This window comes from Candidatus Accumulibacter sp. ACC007, assembly GCF_907163205.1.
GTDB lineage: Bacteria > Pseudomonadota > Gammaproteobacteria > Burkholderiales > Rhodocyclaceae > Accumulibacter > Accumulibacter regalis.
This window is the reverse complement of the sequence record NZ_CAJQUD010000002.1, coordinates 1-18412: the sequence shown is the minus strand read 5'-3', so window position 1 is coordinate 18412 and position 18412 is coordinate 1. Positions and strand designations below refer to the sequence as shown.

Sequence of the window (18412 nt, the reverse complement as noted above, 5' to 3'; positions counted from 1 at the left end):
GCGCCGTCTGGCGACGTTCAGCGGCGCAGCGCTCAAGCGAGGATTTCGCGCAAGGCCTCGGCCAGGAGTTCGCCCTGCGCGTCGGTACCAATCGTGATGCGCAGGTGCTGGTCGATACGCGGCAACTTGAAGTGGCGGACGATGACCCCGCGCTGACGCAGTGCGGCGGCGAGTTCACCCGCATCGTGCAGCCGATGACGAGCAAAGACAAAGTTGGCCGCCGACGGCAAGACCTCGAAACCCAGCCCCCGCAAGTCGCTGCACAGCGCCTCGCGGCTGCGCATGACGGCTTGCCGCGTCGCTTCGAGATACGCCTGATCGCTGATTGCGGCAACGGCGCCGGCAATCGCCAGACGATCGAGCGGATACGAGTTGAAACTGTTCTTGACACGATCCAGCGCCTCGATCAGCGCGCACTGGCCGACCGCGTAGCCGACGCGCAGGCCGGCCAGCGAATGCGCCTTGGACAGCGTGCGCACGACCAGCAGGTTCGGGTGTTCACTGACCAGCGCCATCGCCGACTCGCCGCCGAAGTCCACGTAGGCTTCGTCGACGATGACCACCGATTGCCGATGCCGGGCCAGCAGCGAGGCGATCGCTGGTAGCGGCAGCAGGCAGCCGGTTGGCGCATTCGGGTTCGGAAAAATGATGCCGCCATTGGGCGCGACATAGTCGTCGATACGGATCGCGAAATTCTCATCCAGCGGCACGGTCGCATAGGCGACGTCGTGCAAGCCGCAATAGACCGGATAGAAGCTGTAGGTGATGTCGGGGAAAAGGATCGGCAACTCGTGCTTGAGCAGCGCCATGAACACATGCGCCAGCACTTCGTCCGAGCCGTTACCGACGAAGACCTGCTGGGCGGTGATACCGAAATCTGCAAAGCGGGCGGCGACGGCTTCCTTGAGGCGATCCGCAGCCGGATCCGGGTACAGTCGCAACAACTCGCCGCCATTGCGCAGCTCTTCGCTGATCGCCTCGACAACACGTGGCGATGGCGGGTAGGGATTCTCGTTGGTGTTCAGCTTGACCAGCCTGGCCAGCTTCGGCTGCTCGCCGGGAACGTAGGGCGTCAGGCGATGAACGAGGGAACTCCAGTAGCGGCTCATGAAAGGCGGCTCGGGTCGGATGCAAGGGAAGCATGAAATGGTATCATGCGCCTCTGTCGGTCAAGCTGCGTTTGCCGATCACAGGCACCGTTTCAGTGCCGACACACGAAGCACGAAGATTTTTCTTCAGACCCGACGTTTTTTTGCCACCCTGCGATGGTCTCCCGATGCGGCAAGCAGAAGTTTCCAGGAATACACTCGAAACCCGGATCACCGTTCGACTGAATCTCGATGGCAGCGGCCAGAGCAGCTTCGCCACCGGCGTCCCCTTTCTCGATCACATGCTCGAGCAGATTGCGCGGCACGGCCTGATCGACCTCGAAGTGAAAGCCGAAGGCGACCTGCACATCGACGCGCACCACACCGTCGAGGATATCGGTATCACCTTCGGCCAGGCGCTGGCCAGGGCGCTGGGCGACAAGAAAGGGCTGCGCCGCTACGGACACGCCTATGTGCCTCTCGACGAAGCACTTTCGCGCGTCGTGATCGACCTCTCCGGCCGGCCAGGCCTCGAGTTTCATGTCGATTTCAAGCGCGCGATGATTGGCGCCTTCGACGTCGATCTGATACATGAGTTCTTCCAGGGCCTGGTCAATCATGCCTTGCTGAGCCTGCATATCGACAATTTGCGTGGCGACAATGCGCACCATCAGGCGGAAACGGTGTTCAAGGCCTTCGGTCGAGCCCTGCGCGCCGCCGTCGAGAGCGATCCCCGCGCCGGCGCCAGCATCCCGTCGACCAAGGGCACGCTCTGATGGTCGCGGTCGCCGCAGCCAAGGGAGCGATCGTCGTCATCGATTACGGGATGGGCAACCTGCGTTCGGTCTGGCAAGCGCTGGCCCACGTCGCCGATGGCCGTCAGGTGCTGGTCTCGTCGGATCCGGCCGAGGTCACTGCCGCCGAACGCGTGGTTTTCCCCGGCCAAGGCGCGATGCCGGACTGCATGCGCGAGATTGAGACCCGCGGCTTGCGCGCAGCGGTGCTCGAAGCCGCCCGCAACAAGCCTTTCCTGGGCATCTGCATCGGCCAGCAAATGCTCTTCGACCATAGCGACGAAGGCGATGTGCCGGGCCTGGGCCTGATCGCCGGCGGCGTGCACCATTTCCCCGCCGAAAAAATGTTCGACGCGACGGGCAGCAAGCTCAAGGTGCCGCACATGGGCTGGAACGAGGTCAGGCACGCCAGACAGCACGCGTTGTGGAAAGGGATTGACGACGGCGCACGCTTCTATTTTGTGCACAGCTACTTCGTCGAACCCCTCGACGACGACTATGTCGTCGGCACCACCACCTACGGCATACCCTTTACCAGTGCGGTGGCTCGGGATAATATCTTCGCCATTCAGTGCCACCCGGAAAAGAGCGCCGTTGACGGGCTCACCCTGCTGGCCAACTTCGTCGCCTGGAATCCTTGACCGAGCCCTGGTCTCTCGGCTTCTGGCGCCCTGCCCACCCTCGTCTCAACTCACTTCACAGATTCTTCCGACATGTTGATTATCCCCGCGATTGACCTCAAAGGCGGACAGTGCGTCCGGCTCAAACAGGGCCTGATGGACCAGGTGACCGTCTTCTCCAGTTCTCCCGGCGAGCAGGCTCGGGACTGGCTTGCACAAGGCGCGCGGCGCCTGCACGTGGTCGACCTCGACGGCGCGTTTGCCGGCAAGCCGAAAAACGAGAGTGCGATCAAGGAAATCGTTCAGGCCGTCGGCGACGATATTCCCATCCAGCTTGGCGGCGGCATTCGCGATCTCGACACCATCGAACGCTGCCTCGACGATGGCGTCAGTTATGTGATCATTGGTACCGCGGCGGTCAAGAATCCGGGCTTCCTGCATGACGCCTGCGGCGCCTTCCCCGGCCACATCATCGTCGGCATCGACGCCCGCGACGGCAAGGTGGCCGTCGAGGGCTGGTCCAAGATGACCGGGCACGACGTCATCGACCTGGCGAAGAAGTACGAGGATTACGGTGTCGAAGCGATCATCTACACGGACATCGGTCGCGATGGCATGCTCTCCGGAATCAATATCGAGGCCACGGTAAAACTTGCCCAGGCGCTCCTGATCCCGGTAATCGCCAGCGGCGGCCTGTCGAGCATCGACGACATCCGGCGGCTTTGTGCGGTCGAGCAGGAAGGCATCAGCGCTGCCATTGCCGGCCGCGCCATCTACGATGGCTCGCTGGACTTTGCCGTGGCCCAGGCGGAAGCCGACCGGGCGGCAAATGCCTGAGCTCGCCGCCAACTGGCAAGATCCAGGCGCTGACTGACCGTGGGCCTGGCCAAACGCATCATTCCCTGCCTTGACGTGACCGCCGGCCGCGTCGTCAAGGGCACCAATTTCGTCGAATTGCGCGATGCCGGTGACCCGGTCGAAATTGCTCGCCGCTACGACCAGCAGGGTGCCGACGAAATCACTTTTCTCGACATCACCGCCTCGTCGGATCAGCGCGACATCATTTTGCACGTCGTCGAGGCCTGCGCAGCGGAGGTCTTCATTCCACTGACCGTTGGTGGCGGCGTGCGCTCGGTTGCCGACGTCCGCCGCTTGCTGAATGCGGGCGCAGACAAGGTGAGCATGAATACCGCCGCCGTCGAAAACCCGGACCTGGTCGCCGACGCGTCGGCCAAGGTCGGAAATCAGTGCATCGTCGTGGCCATCGACGCCAAACAGGTGGCGCCGGGAGAATGGCAGGTGTTCACCCATGGCGGGCGCAGGAATACCGGCATCGACGCCATCACCTGGGCGCGCCGCGTTCAACAGCTCGGCGCCGGCGAGATCCTGCTCACCAGCATGGATCGCGACGGTACCCGCTACGGCTTCGATCTGCCGCTGACCCGCGCCGTGTCCGACGCCGTCGACATCCCGGTGATCGCCAGTGGTGGCGTTGGCAATCTGCAGCATCTCGCCGACGGCGTCAGCGAGGGCCGCGCCGACGCCGTTCTGGCAGCGAGCATCTTCCACTTTGGCGAGTTCACCGTTCATGAGGCCAAGACGTACATGCGCGAGCGGGGGATCGAGGTCCGCCTGTGAGTGATCTGGACCCCGCTCAAGACTGGCTGGACGCCCTCAAGTGGGACGAGCAGGGGATGCTTCCGGTGATTGCCCAGGACGCCAGCAGCGGTCGGGTCCTGATGTTCGCCTTCATGAATCGGCAATCGCTGCAGGAAACGGTAAACAGCGGTAGCGCGGTATACTGGTCGCGTTCTCGAAAGCGGCTGTGGCGCAAGGGCGAAGAATCCGGTCATGCGCAACGCGTGCGCTCGATTCGTACCGACTGCGACGGCGATGTGCTGCTGCTGGCGATCGACCAGACGGGGGGAATCGCCTGCCACACAGGTCGCGAGAGCTGTTTTTTCTATCAACTGCAGGGGGAAATGTGGGCGGCGGTCGACCCGGTGCTCAAGGATCCCAGGGAAATCTACGGTAAATGAACATGGACATGCTGCACCGGATCTCAGAGACGCTGCTTGCACGCCGCAAGGCAGACCCCGAAACCTCTTACACGGCACAGTTGATGGCCAAGGGACCGGATGCGATCCTCAAGAAAATCGGCGAAGAAACCGCCGAGTTGATCATGGCTGGCAAGGAAGGCAACCGCTTGCACGTGGTCTGGGAGTCGACCGACGTGCTCTACCACACGATGGTATTGCTCGCCTTCTACGGCCTGTCGATCGAAGATGTGCTGCAGGAAATGCGGCGCCGCGAGGGCGTCTCGGGAATCGACGAGAAGAAGTCGAGGAAGAGTTGAGCCATGGATGACTGCCTGTTCTGCAAGATCGTCGCCGGCAAGATCCCGGCGCGCAAGGTCTACGAAGACGACGAGGTCCTTGCTTTCCACGACATCAAGCCGGCTCGTCCGGTGCATATCCTGGTGATTCCGAAGCGGCACATCACGTCGCTGGCGAGCACCACCGAGACCGATCTGCCCGTCCTCGGCAGAATTCTGGCCATCGCCAACCGCCTGGCCTGCGAGCAGGGTAGCCCGGATGGTTTCCGGCTGATCATCAACACCGGTACTATCGGTCATCAGGAAGTCCAGCACCTGCACGCACATATCGTTGGTGGGCCGGAACCAGTCGGGCCGATGCTCAAGCGAGCCTGACGGCGAGCCGCGAACGCCGCTTCCGCGTCGGCGGCAGTGGACGACTCCCCGCCGTATTTCATCTTAATGGAGACCTGACATGGGTTCTTTCAGCATCTGGCACTGGTTGATCGTTCTGGTCATCGTCCTGCTGGTTTTCGGGACCAAGAAGCTACGCGGACTGGGCTCCGACCTCGGCGGTGCGGTCAAGGGTTTCAAGGAAGGCATCAAGGAAGCGACCGGCGAGGATCAGGCCACTGCCGATAGCGCACCACCACCCCAGCAGAAAGCCGCTCAACAGGTCAACGACGCGCAAACCATCGAGGGCGAGGTCCGCGAAAAAACCAAGAGCTAGCCGAGGCGCCAGCGGCGTGAGCGCGTCAGCCAAGGGTCACCTGACGACCACCTGCACGGGGCATTTCTCATCGCTTACTCAATCACCGGCGGCCAATGTTTGATATCAGCTTTACCGAGATGATCCTCATAGGGGTTGTCGCCCTGGTGGTGATCGGTCCAGAGCGGCTCCCGAAAGTGGCGCGTACGGCCGGGCACCTGCTCGGACGCGCCCAACGTTACGTCAGCGACGTGAAATCGGACATCAATCGCGAAATCCAGCTCGACGAACTGAAAAAACTGCGCACCGAGATCCAGGATTCCGCGCGCAGCGTCGAGCAGTCGCTGAGCGGCGAAATGCAGGCCGCGCGCCAGGCCATGACCCATACCGCGCAGGCGGTCAGCGGCGACGCGGGCACCCCAGCCACTAGCCCTCAGCCGAGCCTGGCCCCGTCACCCGAGCCGACGCAGCCGGCCATGGCCGGCACGGCGACCCCGGCGACGAACGCAGCCGGCGGGCCCGACAAGCCAGCGGCAACGGTCTGATCAAACGATGGACGAAGAAACCGGAGACTCATTCCTCTCGCATCTAGTTGAGCTGCGTGGCCGCCTGATCCGCGCGCTGATCGCCATCGGCATCGTCTTCGTCGGTCTGTTCCCCTGGGCCAAGGAACTCTATTCGCTGCTCGCACAACCCTTGCTGGCCAAACTGCCACTGGGTGGGCAGATGATTGCCACCGACGTGATCGGTGTCTTCCTGGTGCCCATGAAAGTGGCGCTGATGGTGGCTTTCCTGATCGCCCTGCCCTACGTCCTCTATCAGATCTGGGCTTTCATCGCCCCGGGCCTCTACGCCCACGAGAAGAAGCTGGCCCTGCCACTGGTCGGGGTGAGCGTCTTCCTGTTCTTCGTCGGCATGGCCTTCGCCTATTTTCTGGTTTTTCCGACAGTTTTCGGCTTCATGGCCAAAGTGGCGCCGGAAGGCGTCGCCTGGATGACCGACATCGAGAAGTACCTGTCCTTCGTCATGACCACCTTCATCGCCTTTGGCGTCACCTTCGAGGTCCCGGTGCTGGTTGTCGTCCTCGTTTATGCCGGCATCGTCGATCTCGCCAAACTGAAGGAATGGCGTCCCTACGTGATTGTCGGCTCTTTCGTCGTCGCCGCAGTCTTTACGCCGCCGGATGTCATTTCACAGTTGATGATGGCCATTCCGATGTGCCTGCTTTTCGAACTCGGGCTGATACTGGCGCGCTTCGTCACCCGACGAGCAGCACGTCAGGAGACGCCGGACGAGCAGGAAGCTGACCCGACAAGCAGCGGCGAATGGACAGCGCTGAGCCGCGACGAGATGAACAAGGCCGTCGCCGATCTCGGAGCGCGACCGCAAGACCAGAAACCGGACGCCTGAAGCGCAACGCCGCCACGGCCACCTGCATCACCACCGCCTGACCACGGGCGATTTCAGGCGCCCGCTGGCTGCGGCCCGGCGACGGTCAAGCGATGGGTAACCGGAGCGCCCTCTTCGAACAGCCAAAGACTGCCGCTGGGCATCGTCGTCCACGACTCATTGTCGGTCAGCGGCACGGTGGCGATCACGGCCACGCGGTCATCGGGCGTCGTGACGTCGCTGAAGTCGATGCTCAAATCCTGGTCGCTCAGGTGCGCGACGGCAAACGGCGCCTGGCGAATGATGTAGCTCAGCCTGGTCGAGCAGTGCGCAAACAGGCAATCGCCGTTCGACAGCAGGAAGTTGAACGCGCCCAGCGCGCCGACTTCCAGGGTCAGCTCATGCAGGGTCTCGAACAACTGCGCCTGACTGGGCGGACGACTGGCAAAACGCCGCCGCAGATTCTCCAGCAACCAGCAGAAGGCACGCTCGCTGTCGGTATCGCCAACCGGCGTGAAACTCCCGTCGAGTTCGGGAGCGAAGTCGGGCAGGTGGCCGTTGTGCGCAAAAATCCAGTAGCGACCCCAGAGTTCACGCATGAAGGGATGCGTGTTTTCGAGCGCGACGATGCCCTGCGTCGCCTTGCGGATGTGCGCGATGACGTTTTCCGAGTGAATCGGATAGCTGCGCACAACGCCGGCCAGCGGCGAGGAACACGACGCCAGCGGCTCGAGGAAGACCCGCGTGCCGCGACCTTCAAAGAAAGCGATCCCCCAGCCGTCCGAATGCACGTCGGTGGCACCCCCACGCGCCTGGAATCCGGCAAATGAAAAGCAGATGTCGGTCGGCACATTGCAGTTCATGCCCAGCAATTGGCACATGTCCCGCCTTCCTGTTTAATGTGAAAGTCGCGCAAGCGACTCACGAACTCCCTTCTCCCCCTGCGGGAGAAGGGCCGGAGGTGAGGCGGGGAATTCAGGGAGCATGCTCCCTGCCCGTCGAACGATTCCGGCGTGCAAGCCGGAATGCGCACTGCACGTGAGAGGGGGCAGTCGTGACTTTCAATGTCTGGGGTATCTCGACATGTCATGACCGCTAGTCGTCTCGCGGCTCTGCGGTGCGCGCTTGCCGATCTTGACCATGGTATCGAACAGCTTGTTCTGGCGACGCAACTGGAAGCGGACCGTTTCGCCAGGCTTCTGGCCGGCGATCAGGTCGAGCATCCCGTGCGGGTCCTCGACCGCTCGACCGGCGACGGCGAGCAGGATATCTCCCGGCTTTATCCCCCCGGCATCGGCTGGCCCACCCCGCAGGACGCCGGCGATGAGTGCGCCGCGAGTATCGGGCAGGCCGAAGGACTCGGCGAGATCGACGGTGATTTCCTGCGCTTCGACGCCGATCCAGCCACGCGTGACGGTACCCGTCTCGATGATCTGCTCCATGACGCTGCGCGCAATCGAGATCGGGATGGCAAAACCGATCCCGAGCGAGCCACCGGAACGCGAGTAGATGGCCGTGTTGATGCCGATCAGGTTGCCCCGACTGTCCACCAGCGCGCCACCCGAATTGCCGGGATTGATTGCGGCATCGGTCTGAATGAAATTCTCGAAGGTATTGATCCCCAGGTGCGAGCGTCCGAGGGCCGAGATGATGCCCATGGTCACGGTCTGACCGACGCCGAAGGGGTTGCCGATGGCCAGGGTCACGTCGCCGACCACGACATCGTCCATCTGCCCGAGGGTGATCGCCGGCAAGACCAGCGCCTGTCCGTTCGCCGGCGTGATCTGCAACACTGCAAGGTCGGACTCGGGGTCGCTACCGACGATGCGCGCGTTCAGGTTGCGGCCGTCGCTGAGCGCGACCTCGATCTGGTCGGCCGCTTCGACGACGTGGTAGTTGGTGAGAACATAGCCGTTGGCGCTGACAATCACTCCCGAGCCCAGGCCCGAACTGCTCGGTCCATCCCCTTCCGGAGCTTCGCCAAAGAAGTGCCGGAACGCCGGGTCGTCGAACAGCGGATGACGGCGTGCCGTGATCTTCTGCGAGGTAAAGATATGCACCACCGACGGCAGTGCCTTCTTCGCCGCCTGGCGATACGAAGGCGCCACCAGCGGCGGCGCATCCCCCGCCGTGGCCGACTCCTGCAGGGCAACGATACTGGTACCGAAAACCGGCGCCTTGCCCAGCCATTCCGGCTTGAGGGTACTGACCACGAAGAGAACGGCGACACCAAAGGTCACCGTTTGTGCAAAAATCAGCCAGAGCCTGCGCATGGGCGAAACCGGAGCCAGTGAATGAAACGCGAGGAATTGACACGCTACCTGGACGAGATCCTGGACGCAGGGCGCTTCAGGGATTATTGCCCAAACGGACTGCAAGTGGAAGGACGGCCTGAGATCCGGACCCTGGTCGCCGGCGTCACCGCCAGCCAGGCGCTGCTCGACGTCGCCGTCGCGCGTGCCGCCGACGCCATCCTGGTCCATCACGGCTGGTTCTGGCGCGGCGAAGACGGTCGCGTCACCGGCCTGCGCAGAACCCGCCTGCGCACCCTGCTGCACAATGACATCAACCTGATCGCCTATCACCTGCCGCTCGACAGCCATCCGCAGTTCGGCAACAACGCGCAGCTTGCCCGGCGCTTCGGTTGGTTGCCCGAAGGCCGCTTCGGCGAGCAGGACATCGGCTGGCACGGACGCCTCGAGAAGCCGGACAGCGTTGCCGCGATCACCCAGCGAGTCGGCGACGAGCTGCAGCGCACGCCCTTGCTCATCGGCGACGGCGAGCGCCTGGTCAGGCGCGTCGCCTGGTGTTCCGGCGGAGCGCAGGGGCTCTTCGAAGAAGCCATCGCGCTCGGCGTCGACCTCTACCTGAGCGGCGAAATCTCCGAGCAGACGGTACATCTGGCGCGCGAGTCCGGCGTTGCCTACCTGGCTGCCGGCCACCATGCCAGCGAACGCTACGGCGTACAGGCGCTGGCCGCACACCTGGCCGAACGTTTCGGCCTCGACTGTCATTTCGTCGACCTCGACAACCCGGTCTGAAACCCTCAACCACAAGGAGCAAACATGGCTTACGTTTTTCCGCCCGCCGCACAGGTGAGCGTCCCCGTCACGGGGAGCGACGCCCTCTTCCCGGTTCGCCGCATCTACTGCGTCGGGCAGAATTACGCCGCTCACGCCGCCGAAATGGGCGCCGACGGTCGCCAGCCGCCTTTCTTCTTCAGCAAGCCCGCCGACGCGCTGGTGTCCGGCGGCAGCGAGGTCCGCGAGGTCCACTATCCACCGGCAACCAGCGATCTCCAGCACGAGGTCGAACTGGTGGTCGCGCTGTCCGGTGGCGGTGCAGCGATCTCGCCGGCAAAGGCCCTCGAGTGGGTCTTCGGCTACGCTGTCGGTCTTGATCTGACCCGCCGCGACCTGCAGCGCGCAGCCAAGGAGAAAGGGCATCCGTGGGACATGGCCAAGGGTTTCGATCAAAGCGCACCGATTGGGGCGATCCAGCCGCTGGCCAGCATTGGCCATCCGGAACGCGGCGCGATCTGGCTCACGGTCAATGGCCAGCTGCGGCAGAACGGCGATCTTGAACAGATGTCGTGGAAGGTCGCCGAAGTGATCGCCAATCTGTCGACCTATGTCGCGCTGGCGCCAGGCGACCTGATCTTCACCGGCACGCCGGCCGGCGTATCGAAGGTGCAACGCGGCGATTTTCTCGAAGCGGGGGTCGCCGGTGTCGGCGAGCTCTCGGTGAAGCTCGTCTGAAAGCCGCAGCGAGCTTGCCAGGCGCGGCGGCATGGCCGCCGCCTTGCCGCCGCAGCGGTGCGAGGAGCGGCAGCTGATACGCCTGATCGCCACGCCGGAGGATCACCGCATCGCACAACTTGCGGCGGCGGCGATCGGGCTGTCGCTGATCGACGCGGCGATCCCGCTGCCCCTGCCGGGGGTCAAGCCCGGGCTGGCGAACATCGTCACGCTGATTGTCCTGGCACGTTACGGCTGGACGGCTGCCGCCTGGGTCACCGGCCTGCGGGTCTTTGCCGGCGGCCTGCTGCTCGGCTACTTCCTTTCCCCCGGCTTCTTCATGAGCCTCACCGGGGCACTGTTCAGCCTGCTCACGCTGGCCGCGGCCCATCGCCTGCCGAGCCGCTGGTTCGGCCCGGTCAGCTGGAGCATCCTGGCGGCGTTCGCGCACATCGGCGGCCAACTCGTGCTCGCTCGACTGTGGCTGATTCCGCACAATGGCCTGTTTCTGATGGTCCCGTTTTTCGCCGTCGCCGCGCTCGTCTTCGGTATCATCAACGGCCTGCTTGCGACGCGCCTGCTCGCCGAACTGTCGGCGAATGAAACCGAGGTCGAAAATGCCTGAAACCATCTGCCTGGCCTTTACCGGCGCCTCCGGAATGCCCTACGGCGTGCGGTTGCTCGAATGCCTGCTGGCCGCCGATTGCCGCGTCCAGCTGCTCTACTCGCAGGTCGCGCAGATCGTCGCCAGGCAGGAAATGGCGCTGGACCTGCCAGCCCGTGCCAGCGATGCCCAGGCAGCATTGCGCGAACGCTATCGGGCCCTCCCCGGCAGGCTCGAAGTGTACGGGCGCGAAGAGTGGTTTGCGCCGGTGGCCAGCGGTTCCAACCCGCCCGACGCGATGGTCGTCTGCCCGTGCTCGATGGGCACCCTGGCGGCGATTGCCCAGGGACTGGCCAGCAAGCTGATCGAGCGGGCGGCGGACGTGGTCCTCAAGGAAAACCGCAAGCTGATTCTGGTCCCGCGTGAAACGCCGCTCTCCGCCATCCATCTCGAGAACATGCTGCGCCTGGTGCGGGCGGGAGCGGTCATCCTGCCGCCCAACCCCGGCTTCTATCACCACCCGCAGCGGGTCGAGGACATGGTGGACTTCGTCGTTGCCCGCATCCTCGATCAACTGCGCGTCCCGCATGCGCTGCTTCCGCGCTGGGGGAACGTCGCCGGCGAATGATCGCTGGCGATTCCGGCAAGCCAGGGCGACGCCCGTCTGCGGCTTTGCCTGCTCGCGCCGGTGATCGTTGCGGCGGAAATCTGCACTCCTGCTGGCTCGCCGCCAGCGGCGTGAAGCGCGTCTGCTCGGCCACCCGGCCGGCCCCGGGTGAGTTTGCCTGCAACAGGTTCAGAAACTTTCGCCTTCAGCGGCGGCCAGCAGGCGCTCCAGCGCCGGTTTTCCCCACCTCCAGAACATCAGCGGCGTCAGCAGCGTATCGAGCAGAGTCGAACTGATCAGCCCGCCGAAGATCACCACCGCCACCGGGTGCAGCACTTCCTTGCCCGGCGCATCGGCCGAGAGCAACAGCGGCAGCAGCGCGAAGGCCGCCACCAGCGCGGTCATCAGCACCGGCGTCAGACGCTCCAGAGAACCGCGGACGATCATGTGCTGGCCAAAGGTCTCGCCTTCGAAGACGCACAGATTGATGTAGTGGCTGATCTTGAGGATGCCGTTGCGCGTGGCGATGCCGGTCAGGGTGATGAAGCCGACCAGTGCGGCGACCGACAGCGGTTGCCCGGAAATCCACAATGCGATAACACTGCCGACCAGCGCCAGCGGGATGTTGCCCATGATGATCAGCGTCAGTGCGGTCGAACGGTAGCGGCTGTAGAGGACCATGAAGATCATCGTCAGCGAGATCGTCGCGAGCACGCTGATCAGTCGCGCGGCCTGTTCCTGCGCCTGGAATTGCCCTTCAAGCGCGGTGAAATAGCCGTCGGGCAGCGGTTTGGCGGCGAGTTCGCTGCGGATGTCGGCGATGACCTGCGACATGTCGCGGCCGTCGGTGTTGGCCGAAAGCACGATGCGGCGCCGCGAATTCTCGCGGCTGACCTGGTTCGGGCCATCGCTTTCCTCGACGCTGGCGACTTTCGACAGCGGCACGTGGCCAGTCGGCGTTTCGATCAACAGATTGGCCAGCGCCTGCGGCCCGCGCGCGCTTTCCGGCAGGCGAACCAGCAGGTCGAAGCGACGGTTGCCCTCGACGATCTCGGTGATCCGCTCGCCTTCGATCATCTGTTGGAGGCTGCGCAGGAGATTGCCGGGCGCGACGCCGTAGCGCGCCGCCTGCTCGTAGTCGAGGTGGATTTTCACTTGCGGGATGAGCACCTGTTTCTCGATCTGCAGGTCGGTCACGCCGGCAATCTGCGCCAGCCGCCCGCGCAAGTCGGCGGCCAGGGCGCGCAAGGTGTCGAGGTCGTCGCCGTAGATCTTCAGCGCGATCTGGGCACGCACACCCGAGAGCAGGTGATCGAGCCGGTGCGAGATCGGCTGCCCGACGTTGGAAACCGCTGGCAGCGTGGCGAGACGTTGGCGAATGTCGGCAATGATCTCTGCCCGGCCACGATCGGACGCCTTGAGGTCGACGTCCATCTCGGTGTAGTGCACGCCCTCGGCGTGTTCGTCGAGTTCGGCCCGCCCGGTCCGTCGGCCGACCTTGGTCACCTCGGGAACCTCGGCGACCACCTGCTCGGCGAGCGTGCCGATGCGGTTCGATTCGCTGAGCGCGGTACCCGGGTTGAGCAGCACATTGACGGTCAGCGTACCTTCGTTGAAGGGCGGCAGAAAGGAGCGCGGGAAAAACGGTACGCTGGCAGCGACGACCAGCACCAGCAGCAGCGCGCCGATCAACAGGCCGCGCACACGCGGGAAGGACCAGTGCAGCAGGCGCGCGTCGGCACGCTTGAGCCAGATCACCAGTGGACTGTCACCGGCATGCAGCTGCTTCATGCGCGGCAGCAGGTAGTAGGCCATCACCGGCGTCAGCGTCACCGAGACGATCATGCTGGCCAGAATGGAAACGATGTAGGCGACGCCGAGCGGCGTGAACAGGCGCCCCTCGATACCGGGCAGGACGAACAGGGGCACGAAGACCAGGACGATGATCACCGTTGCGTAGACGATTGCCGAGCGCACTTCCAGGGTGGCCGCGGCGATCACCTCGACGACCGGGCGTGGCGTGCCGGCCTCTCGGTTGAGCTTCAGGCGACGCAGGACGTTCTCGACGCCGACCACGGCGTCGTCGACCAGTTCGCCGATGGCAATGGCCAGGCCACCAAGGGTCATGGTGTTGATCGACAGGCCGAAGTAGCGAAAGACCAGCGCCGTGGCGAGCAGCGACACCGGGATGGCCATCAGCGAAATGATCGTCGTGCGCACGTTGAGCAGGAACAGGAAGAGGATGACGGCGACGAGGATGGCGCCATCGCGCAGCGCCTCCTCGACGTTATTCACCGAGTGCTCGATGAAATCGGCCTGCTTGAACAGGAACGACGGCGCTTCGAACCCTTCGGGCAGGCTCCTGGCGAGTTCGGCGATGGCGCTCTCGACCTCGCGAGTGAGCAGCACGCTGTCCGCAGCGGGCTGCTTCTGCACCGACAGAATCACCGCCGGCTTGCCCTGGAAGCTGCCGTCACCGCGTTTGATCGCCGGCGCCACCTTGACGTCGGCCAACTGCTTGAGGACGATCGGCTGGCCGTTCCTGACGGTGACCACCAGGTTCTGCAGATCCTCGATGCGCGAGCTGCGACCGATCTGGCGGATCAGGTATTCGCGGCCGTGCACGTCCAGGAAGCCGCCGCTGGTGTTGGCCCCGAAATCACGCAGCGCGGCTTCCAGTTTCTCGCGCTCGACGCCCAGCGCCTGCAGCTGTGCGGGGCGCAGCTCGACCTGGTATTGACGCACTTCGCCGCCGATCGGAATCACCTGGGCGACGCCCGGGATGGTCAGCAGGCGTGGCCGCATCACCCAGTCGGCGTATTCGCGAACGAGCATCGGACTGATCCTGGCGGGGTCGGCGGGGATGGCGATCAGCAGGATCTCGCCCATGATCGACGAGATCGGTCCGAGCTGCGGGACGATCCCCGGCGGCAACTGATCGCGCACCAAATTGAGGCGTTCGGCGATCTGCTGCCGGTTGCGGTAGATGTCGGAACCCCACTCGAACTCGACGTAGATGATCGACAGGCCGATTCCCGAGACCGAGCGCACGCGCGTCACGCCCGGCATGCCGTTCATCCCGGATTCGATCGGAAAGGTCACCAGCTGCTCGACTTCTTCCGGCGCCATACCGCCGGCTTCGGTCATCAGCGTCACCGTTGGCTTGTTGAGGTCGGGAAAGACATCGACCGGCATCTGGCGCAGCGTGATCGCGCCATAGATGACCAGCAGCAGCGAGACGCCGACGACGATCAGCCGCTGCTTGAGGCTGGCGCGGATAATCAGTTCGAACATCTCAGCGTACCTGCGACAGCAGGCCGGCGCCCTCGATGACCACGCGATCGCCGTGGTGCAGGCCGTCGCTGATCGCAACGTGGTTCGCGTCGAGCGCTTGCGGGTGCACCCGGCGGGCTACAAAGCGTTCGGCGTCGGTGCGCACCCAGACCGCCGTCTCGCCGGCACCGACGCGGGTTAGCGCCGAACGCGGCACGGCCGCGCCCTCGATCTCGTGCGCCGTGCGAACGATCACCTTGACGGGTTGCCCGACGGCGACCATGGCATTCGGCGTGACGATGCGGAACAGCAGCGGCAGCGCCTGCTCGCGCATCTGTCGTCCGCCGCCGACGAAGCGAAGCTCCAGCGCGCCTTGCTCGGAGAGGGCACTGGCAGAAATCAGCGTCGCGCCGATGCCGGCCTGGTAGGCCAGCGCCTCGACCGCCAGGCGTGATGGGTCGATGATCTCGAAGAGGATTTCCTTGGCATCGACGACCTGACCGGCGACCAGGCGGCTGGCGCTGATCACGCCCGCTACCGGCGCGCGCAGCGGCTCGGCGCTGTCGATGCTGGCGCTGGTGGCGGCCAGACGCTTGCGCAGCGCGCCGCGTTCAATGCGCGCCGCTTCGATTTCCTTGTGTGCCACCGCCCCTTCAAGCGCTTCCAGCCGTCGTACGCGCGCGTCGGCAATGGCCAACTGGCCCGCCAATTCGGCCTGTTGCTCTTTTTGGTTGCCGCGTTCGATGGCGCTGCTGACCGGGCGCAGGTAGGCCACGATCTCGCCCCGGGTGACTTTTCGGCCGGCGAAGGGCATGCCTTTGGGCCCCGGTTCGACGCTCCCGGCGAACGTCGCCTGCACGCGGCCGCCGGTCTCCGGGTCGGCGATCACCTGACCATTGAGTTCGATCGTCGCGGAGAGCGGTCCGATCTCGACTCGTTGGCTGCGCAGGCCGATCTGCCGCTGCAACGGCTTGGGCACGAACAGGCTGCCATCGGGCAGGCGCTGTGGCGACGCGGCAGGGCGCATGCTCGTCGTGGCGCCGTCGCGTGGCGCGCTGACCGGCACCGGTGTGACCGCTTTGCTGTCCTGGCCATGATCCTCGTCGCCATGCGCCAGCACCGCACTGGCAGAACAAGCCAGCGCGGCGGCAGCGAGAATTCTGTGCAAGGGCATCGTTTTCCTCTTCGCAATCATCTGCGTTGCCGGCGGCGGCGCAGGAGCAAGGCGGCGCCGGCAAGCAGCAGCACGGCGGCCAGGACCCACACCGCCCACTCGCTCCACTCATGGCTGTGTGCCGCAACGGTGCTCGCCGGCCGTGACGTGTCGAGCAGCAACGACAACAGATCCGCACTGTCGCCGGTCTCGATGCTGATGGTCAGCGGATGCCTGGCCGCGGGAAGGCCAGCGGCGAGCTCGATGACGTAGGTGCCGGGCGAAGTCTCGCTGGCCAGACCCTGCACGCTGCTCGCCTCGACCTCGACCCTGGCGTCCGCCACCGGCTCGTTGCTGGCGAAGCGATCGACATAGATCACCAGTTTCCGGTCTTCGAGAGCAACAACGACTTCGAACTCCTCGCTGGCGGCACTCGCCCGTGGCGCGACGCTCTGGCTGAGCGCTGGCGGCGGCGCGCCATGATCTTCGCCGCCGTGGCCGAAGGCCGAAAAGGCGACCGCCAGCAGGGCGGTGGCCAGAAGCTGTTTCATGACAGCACTCTCACGGCAACACTCCCAGGGTATGATTGTTTAGGATGCGAAAGGCGCCGGGGGCAATCCCCTGGCGGCCCCCGAGAAAAGTGTCGGCAGCGTAAGGCGGCCCAGAAAGACATACGCAGAAGCGTGGCCCAGGTCGGCCTTCGCCCAGGGCCACAAGCTTTTTCCGCCACGGCGCAGGGCTGTCGCTGGCTCAGCGTCGCGCCGCTGCTCCGGCGAGCGAGACCGGCGCTGGCGGCCTGCAAAGCTCGGCCGGGCACGCATGGCGTGAGCTCGACGCGCTGCCTCGAGGCGCTGCATTTCAGGCTCGCTCTGACGGCCTCGGCAATGCGCCGCCGAGCTTTCACGGCCCCACCAGGGCCCCCTTGAAGAACAAGGGGTAATATCAACGGAGCCGATAGCTGTCCGAATACGATCATTGAAGTCGCGCGTTCGCGAAGCGAGAGAAAGTCAATTCGGGCGCCGCGAGCACCGCGATTCTGATTACAGCCGACGGACCTTGGCGCGGGCAATGCGCCGAATGCGGCTGCGGCGGCGGTAGCATGTCGGTGTGCAAGGGGAGGTGCTGAAAAGGGCTCCGGTGACAACGGCTTTGTGCCCGCCATGTACTGGCGTCGCAGGCAGTCTCGGCGTGATCGACGACGGCGGGGGGTGCCCCGGTGACCCCGTGCGCGAACAAGACGTTGATCCCGCTGCTAGAAGGAGCTGTCGGCGGCGATCGCCAGGCTTAGGCGGCCGGCATTCATTGTGCCAGGTTGGCGTTCTGACCGCGAAGTATTCACCAGGTCGGTAGCGAAGCTAGCCGGACTTCAGTTGCAAGCGATGGCGTCGACCGGCTAAGGGAGATCCACCGCCAAGGCGGGACTATTAAGCGATGCCTGGGGACAGCCGCTCCACCAACGCATCAGAGCAGAGGGCAGGGAGTAAGGCGCAGCGGCGGCGCGCCTGGACGCACTCATCGAAGCGGCTCCCAGCATCGGACTTCGCGGGCAGCCGTTCTGACGGGAAAACACAAGGTAGGCGTCAGCTCGGACGGCGAACTCTCGCTTGCCTGCGATTGTGTTCAGCTTGGGTTCGGGGCGCGCCGCGTGACCGACCCGGCTCGGCGTCAGCCCCGAGGCACGAGTTCCTGCGCGCGACGCGTTCGCCCCGCGGGGCCGTCCACCGGCTTTGCCTGGAGGTGTCCTTCTTAGACACGCATTTCGTAGCACCAGAAATCCAACAGGCTGCCCCGGCGCCGCTGGGCGGCCGAAGCGGCCATTCGACACGGTCAGTAGCACAACGACCCAGGGCACCGCTGCCAAGCTCACATGGCCAGCACACGGCGCGATCGAGAGTGCGGGCGGAGCCGAGGCACGGATTAACAGGTGGCGGCGTCATTTCCTATGGTGGTAAAATTACCGCGGACGGAAGCCTGCAGCTGTGGCGCAAAGCAGCGGACGCCCCAAATCCCCAACTTCCGCGGCGTAAGGACTTTGCGACACTTGAGGCGGGTCACCGCGAGAAACCATTGCCGCAGGATCCTCGGCCCCCATGCCGCCAACCACCAGCGCAAGTGGCGCTCCTG

General features: G+C 64.6%; 20 protein-coding genes. 14 read left to right on the top strand and 6 right to left on the bottom strand.

Features of this window, described 5'->3' with window-relative positions:
- Positions 1-32 precede the first annotated feature (32 nt).
- Positions 33-1109: a histidinol-phosphate transaminase gene (gene hisC / locus QZ634_RS10590; RefSeq protein ID WP_291988172.1), complete on the bottom strand. Its 1077-nt coding sequence runs from the start codon at positions 1107-1109 to the stop codon at positions 33-35.
- 167 nt (positions 1110-1276) lie between these two features.
- Here hisC and hisB point away from each other — a divergent pair, with 167 nt between their 5' ends.
- The 10 genes from hisB to tatC all read left to right on the top strand — a co-directional run bounded on the left by hisB (position 1277) and on the right by tatC (position 6935).
- Entirely contained in the window at positions 1277-1864 is a 588-nt protein-coding gene (gene hisB / locus QZ634_RS10585; RefSeq protein WP_043565235.1) for an imidazoleglycerol-phosphate dehydratase HisB, read from the top strand.
- Complete coding sequence (gene hisH, locus QZ634_RS10580) at positions 1864-2523, top strand: imidazole glycerol phosphate synthase subunit HisH (RefSeq protein WP_291988170.1); 660 nt, start codon at positions 1864-1866, stop codon at positions 2521-2523. The genes hisB and hisH overlap by 1 nt, the downstream gene beginning before the upstream one ends.
- Positions 2524-2595: 72 nt before the next feature.
- Positions 2596-3339 carry a 1-(5-phosphoribosyl)-5-[(5-phosphoribosylamino)methylideneamino]imidazole-4-carboxamide isomerase gene (hisA, locus tag QZ634_RS10575; protein ID WP_291988167.1) on the top strand — a complete coding sequence of 248 codons (744 nt, stop codon included), beginning with the start codon at positions 2596-2598 and terminating at the stop codon, positions 3337-3339.
- 39 nt (positions 3340-3378) lie between these two features.
- The gene (gene hisF / locus QZ634_RS10570) at positions 3379-4140 is read left to right on the top strand and encodes an imidazole glycerol phosphate synthase subunit HisF (RefSeq protein ID WP_291988165.1); all 762 of its coding nucleotides are present in this window, start codon (positions 3379-3381) and stop codon (positions 4138-4140) included.
- Positions 4137-4541 carry a phosphoribosyl-AMP cyclohydrolase gene (hisI, locus tag QZ634_RS10565; protein WP_291988163.1) on the top strand — a complete coding sequence of 135 codons (405 nt, stop codon included), beginning with the start codon at positions 4137-4139 and terminating at the stop codon, positions 4539-4541. The genes hisF and hisI overlap by 4 nt, the downstream gene beginning before the upstream one ends.
- Positions 4538-4858 carry a phosphoribosyl-ATP diphosphatase gene (locus tag QZ634_RS10560; RefSeq protein ID WP_042335393.1) on the top strand — a complete coding sequence of 107 codons (321 nt, stop codon included), beginning with the start codon at positions 4538-4540 and terminating at the stop codon, positions 4856-4858. The genes hisI and QZ634_RS10560 overlap by 4 nt, the downstream gene beginning before the upstream one ends.
- A 3-nt stretch (positions 4859-4861) precedes the next feature.
- Complete coding sequence (locus QZ634_RS10555) at positions 4862-5212, top strand: histidine triad nucleotide-binding protein (protein ID WP_291988160.1); 351 nt, start codon at positions 4862-4864, stop codon at positions 5210-5212.
- A gap of 79 nt (positions 5213-5291) precedes the next feature.
- A complete protein-coding gene (gene tatA / locus QZ634_RS10550; RefSeq protein ID WP_291988158.1) occupies positions 5292-5546 on the top strand; it encodes a Sec-independent protein translocase subunit TatA in 255 nt (84 codons plus the stop codon).
- 95 nt (positions 5547-5641) lie between these two features.
- Positions 5642-6070, top strand: a complete 429-nt coding sequence (gene tatB, locus QZ634_RS10545) for a Sec-independent protein translocase protein TatB (protein WP_291988155.1) — start codon at positions 5642-5644, stop codon at positions 6068-6070.
- A gap of 7 nt (positions 6071-6077) precedes the next feature.
- Positions 6078-6935: a twin-arginine translocase subunit TatC gene (gene tatC, locus QZ634_RS10540; protein ID WP_291988153.1), complete on the top strand. Its 858-nt coding sequence runs from the start codon at positions 6078-6080 to the stop codon at positions 6933-6935.
- 53 nt (positions 6936-6988) lie between these two features.
- Here the strand turns inward: tatC and QZ634_RS10535 are convergent, their stop codons facing one another.
- Both QZ634_RS10535 and QZ634_RS10530 read right to left on the bottom strand, forming a co-directional pair.
- A complete protein-coding gene (locus QZ634_RS10535; protein ID WP_291988151.1) occupies positions 6989-7795 on the bottom strand; it encodes a class II glutamine amidotransferase in 807 nt (268 codons plus the stop codon).
- Positions 7796-7975: 180 nt separating this feature from the next.
- A complete protein-coding gene (locus QZ634_RS10530) occupies positions 7976-9187 on the bottom strand; it encodes a trypsin-like peptidase domain-containing protein (protein ID WP_291988149.1) in 1212 nt (403 codons plus the stop codon).
- A 21-nt stretch (positions 9188-9208) separates the two neighbouring features.
- On the opposite strand from QZ634_RS10530, the gene QZ634_RS10525 reads away from it, so the two are divergent.
- Genes QZ634_RS10525 through QZ634_RS10510 form a run of 4 tightly spaced genes read left to right on the top strand, consistent with a single transcriptional unit; the run spans position 9209 to position 11883 of the window.
- Positions 9209-9955: a Nif3-like dinuclear metal center hexameric protein gene (locus QZ634_RS10525; RefSeq protein WP_043565254.1), complete on the top strand. Its 747-nt coding sequence runs from the start codon at positions 9209-9211 to the stop codon at positions 9953-9955.
- Between the two features lie 24 nt (positions 9956-9979).
- Positions 9980-10672 (top strand): fumarylacetoacetate hydrolase family protein, encoded by a 693-nt coding sequence (locus QZ634_RS10520; RefSeq protein WP_291988146.1) that lies wholly within the window; start codon positions 9980-9982, stop codon positions 10670-10672.
- Between the two features lie 31 nt (positions 10673-10703).
- On the top strand, positions 10704-11276 hold the full coding sequence (locus QZ634_RS10515) for a Gx transporter family protein (RefSeq protein WP_043565256.1): 573 nt from the start codon (positions 10704-10706) through the stop codon (positions 11274-11276).
- Positions 11269-11883 carry a flavin prenyltransferase UbiX gene (locus QZ634_RS10510; protein ID WP_291988144.1) on the top strand — a complete coding sequence of 205 codons (615 nt, stop codon included), beginning with the start codon at positions 11269-11271 and terminating at the stop codon, positions 11881-11883. Before QZ634_RS10515 ends, QZ634_RS10510 begins: the two co-directional genes overlap by 8 nt.
- 168 nt (positions 11884-12051) lie before the next feature.
- On the opposite strand, the gene QZ634_RS10505 is transcribed toward QZ634_RS10510, so the two are convergent.
- The 3 genes from QZ634_RS10505 to QZ634_RS10495 are packed head-to-tail and all read right to left on the bottom strand — an operon-like array spanning position 12052 to position 16839.
- Positions 12052-15156, bottom strand: a complete 3105-nt coding sequence (locus QZ634_RS10505; protein ID WP_291988143.1) for an efflux RND transporter permease subunit — start codon at positions 15154-15156, stop codon at positions 12052-12054.
- Between the two features lies 1 nt (position 15157).
- Complete coding sequence (locus QZ634_RS10500; protein WP_291988141.1) at positions 15158-16309, bottom strand: HlyD family efflux transporter periplasmic adaptor subunit; 1152 nt, start codon at positions 16307-16309, stop codon at positions 15158-15160.
- A gap of 17 nt (positions 16310-16326) precedes the next feature.
- Complete coding sequence (locus QZ634_RS10495) at positions 16327-16839, bottom strand: LPXTG cell wall anchor domain-containing protein (protein ID WP_291988139.1); 513 nt, start codon at positions 16837-16839, stop codon at positions 16327-16329.
- Positions 16840-18412: the final 1573 nt, after the last annotated feature.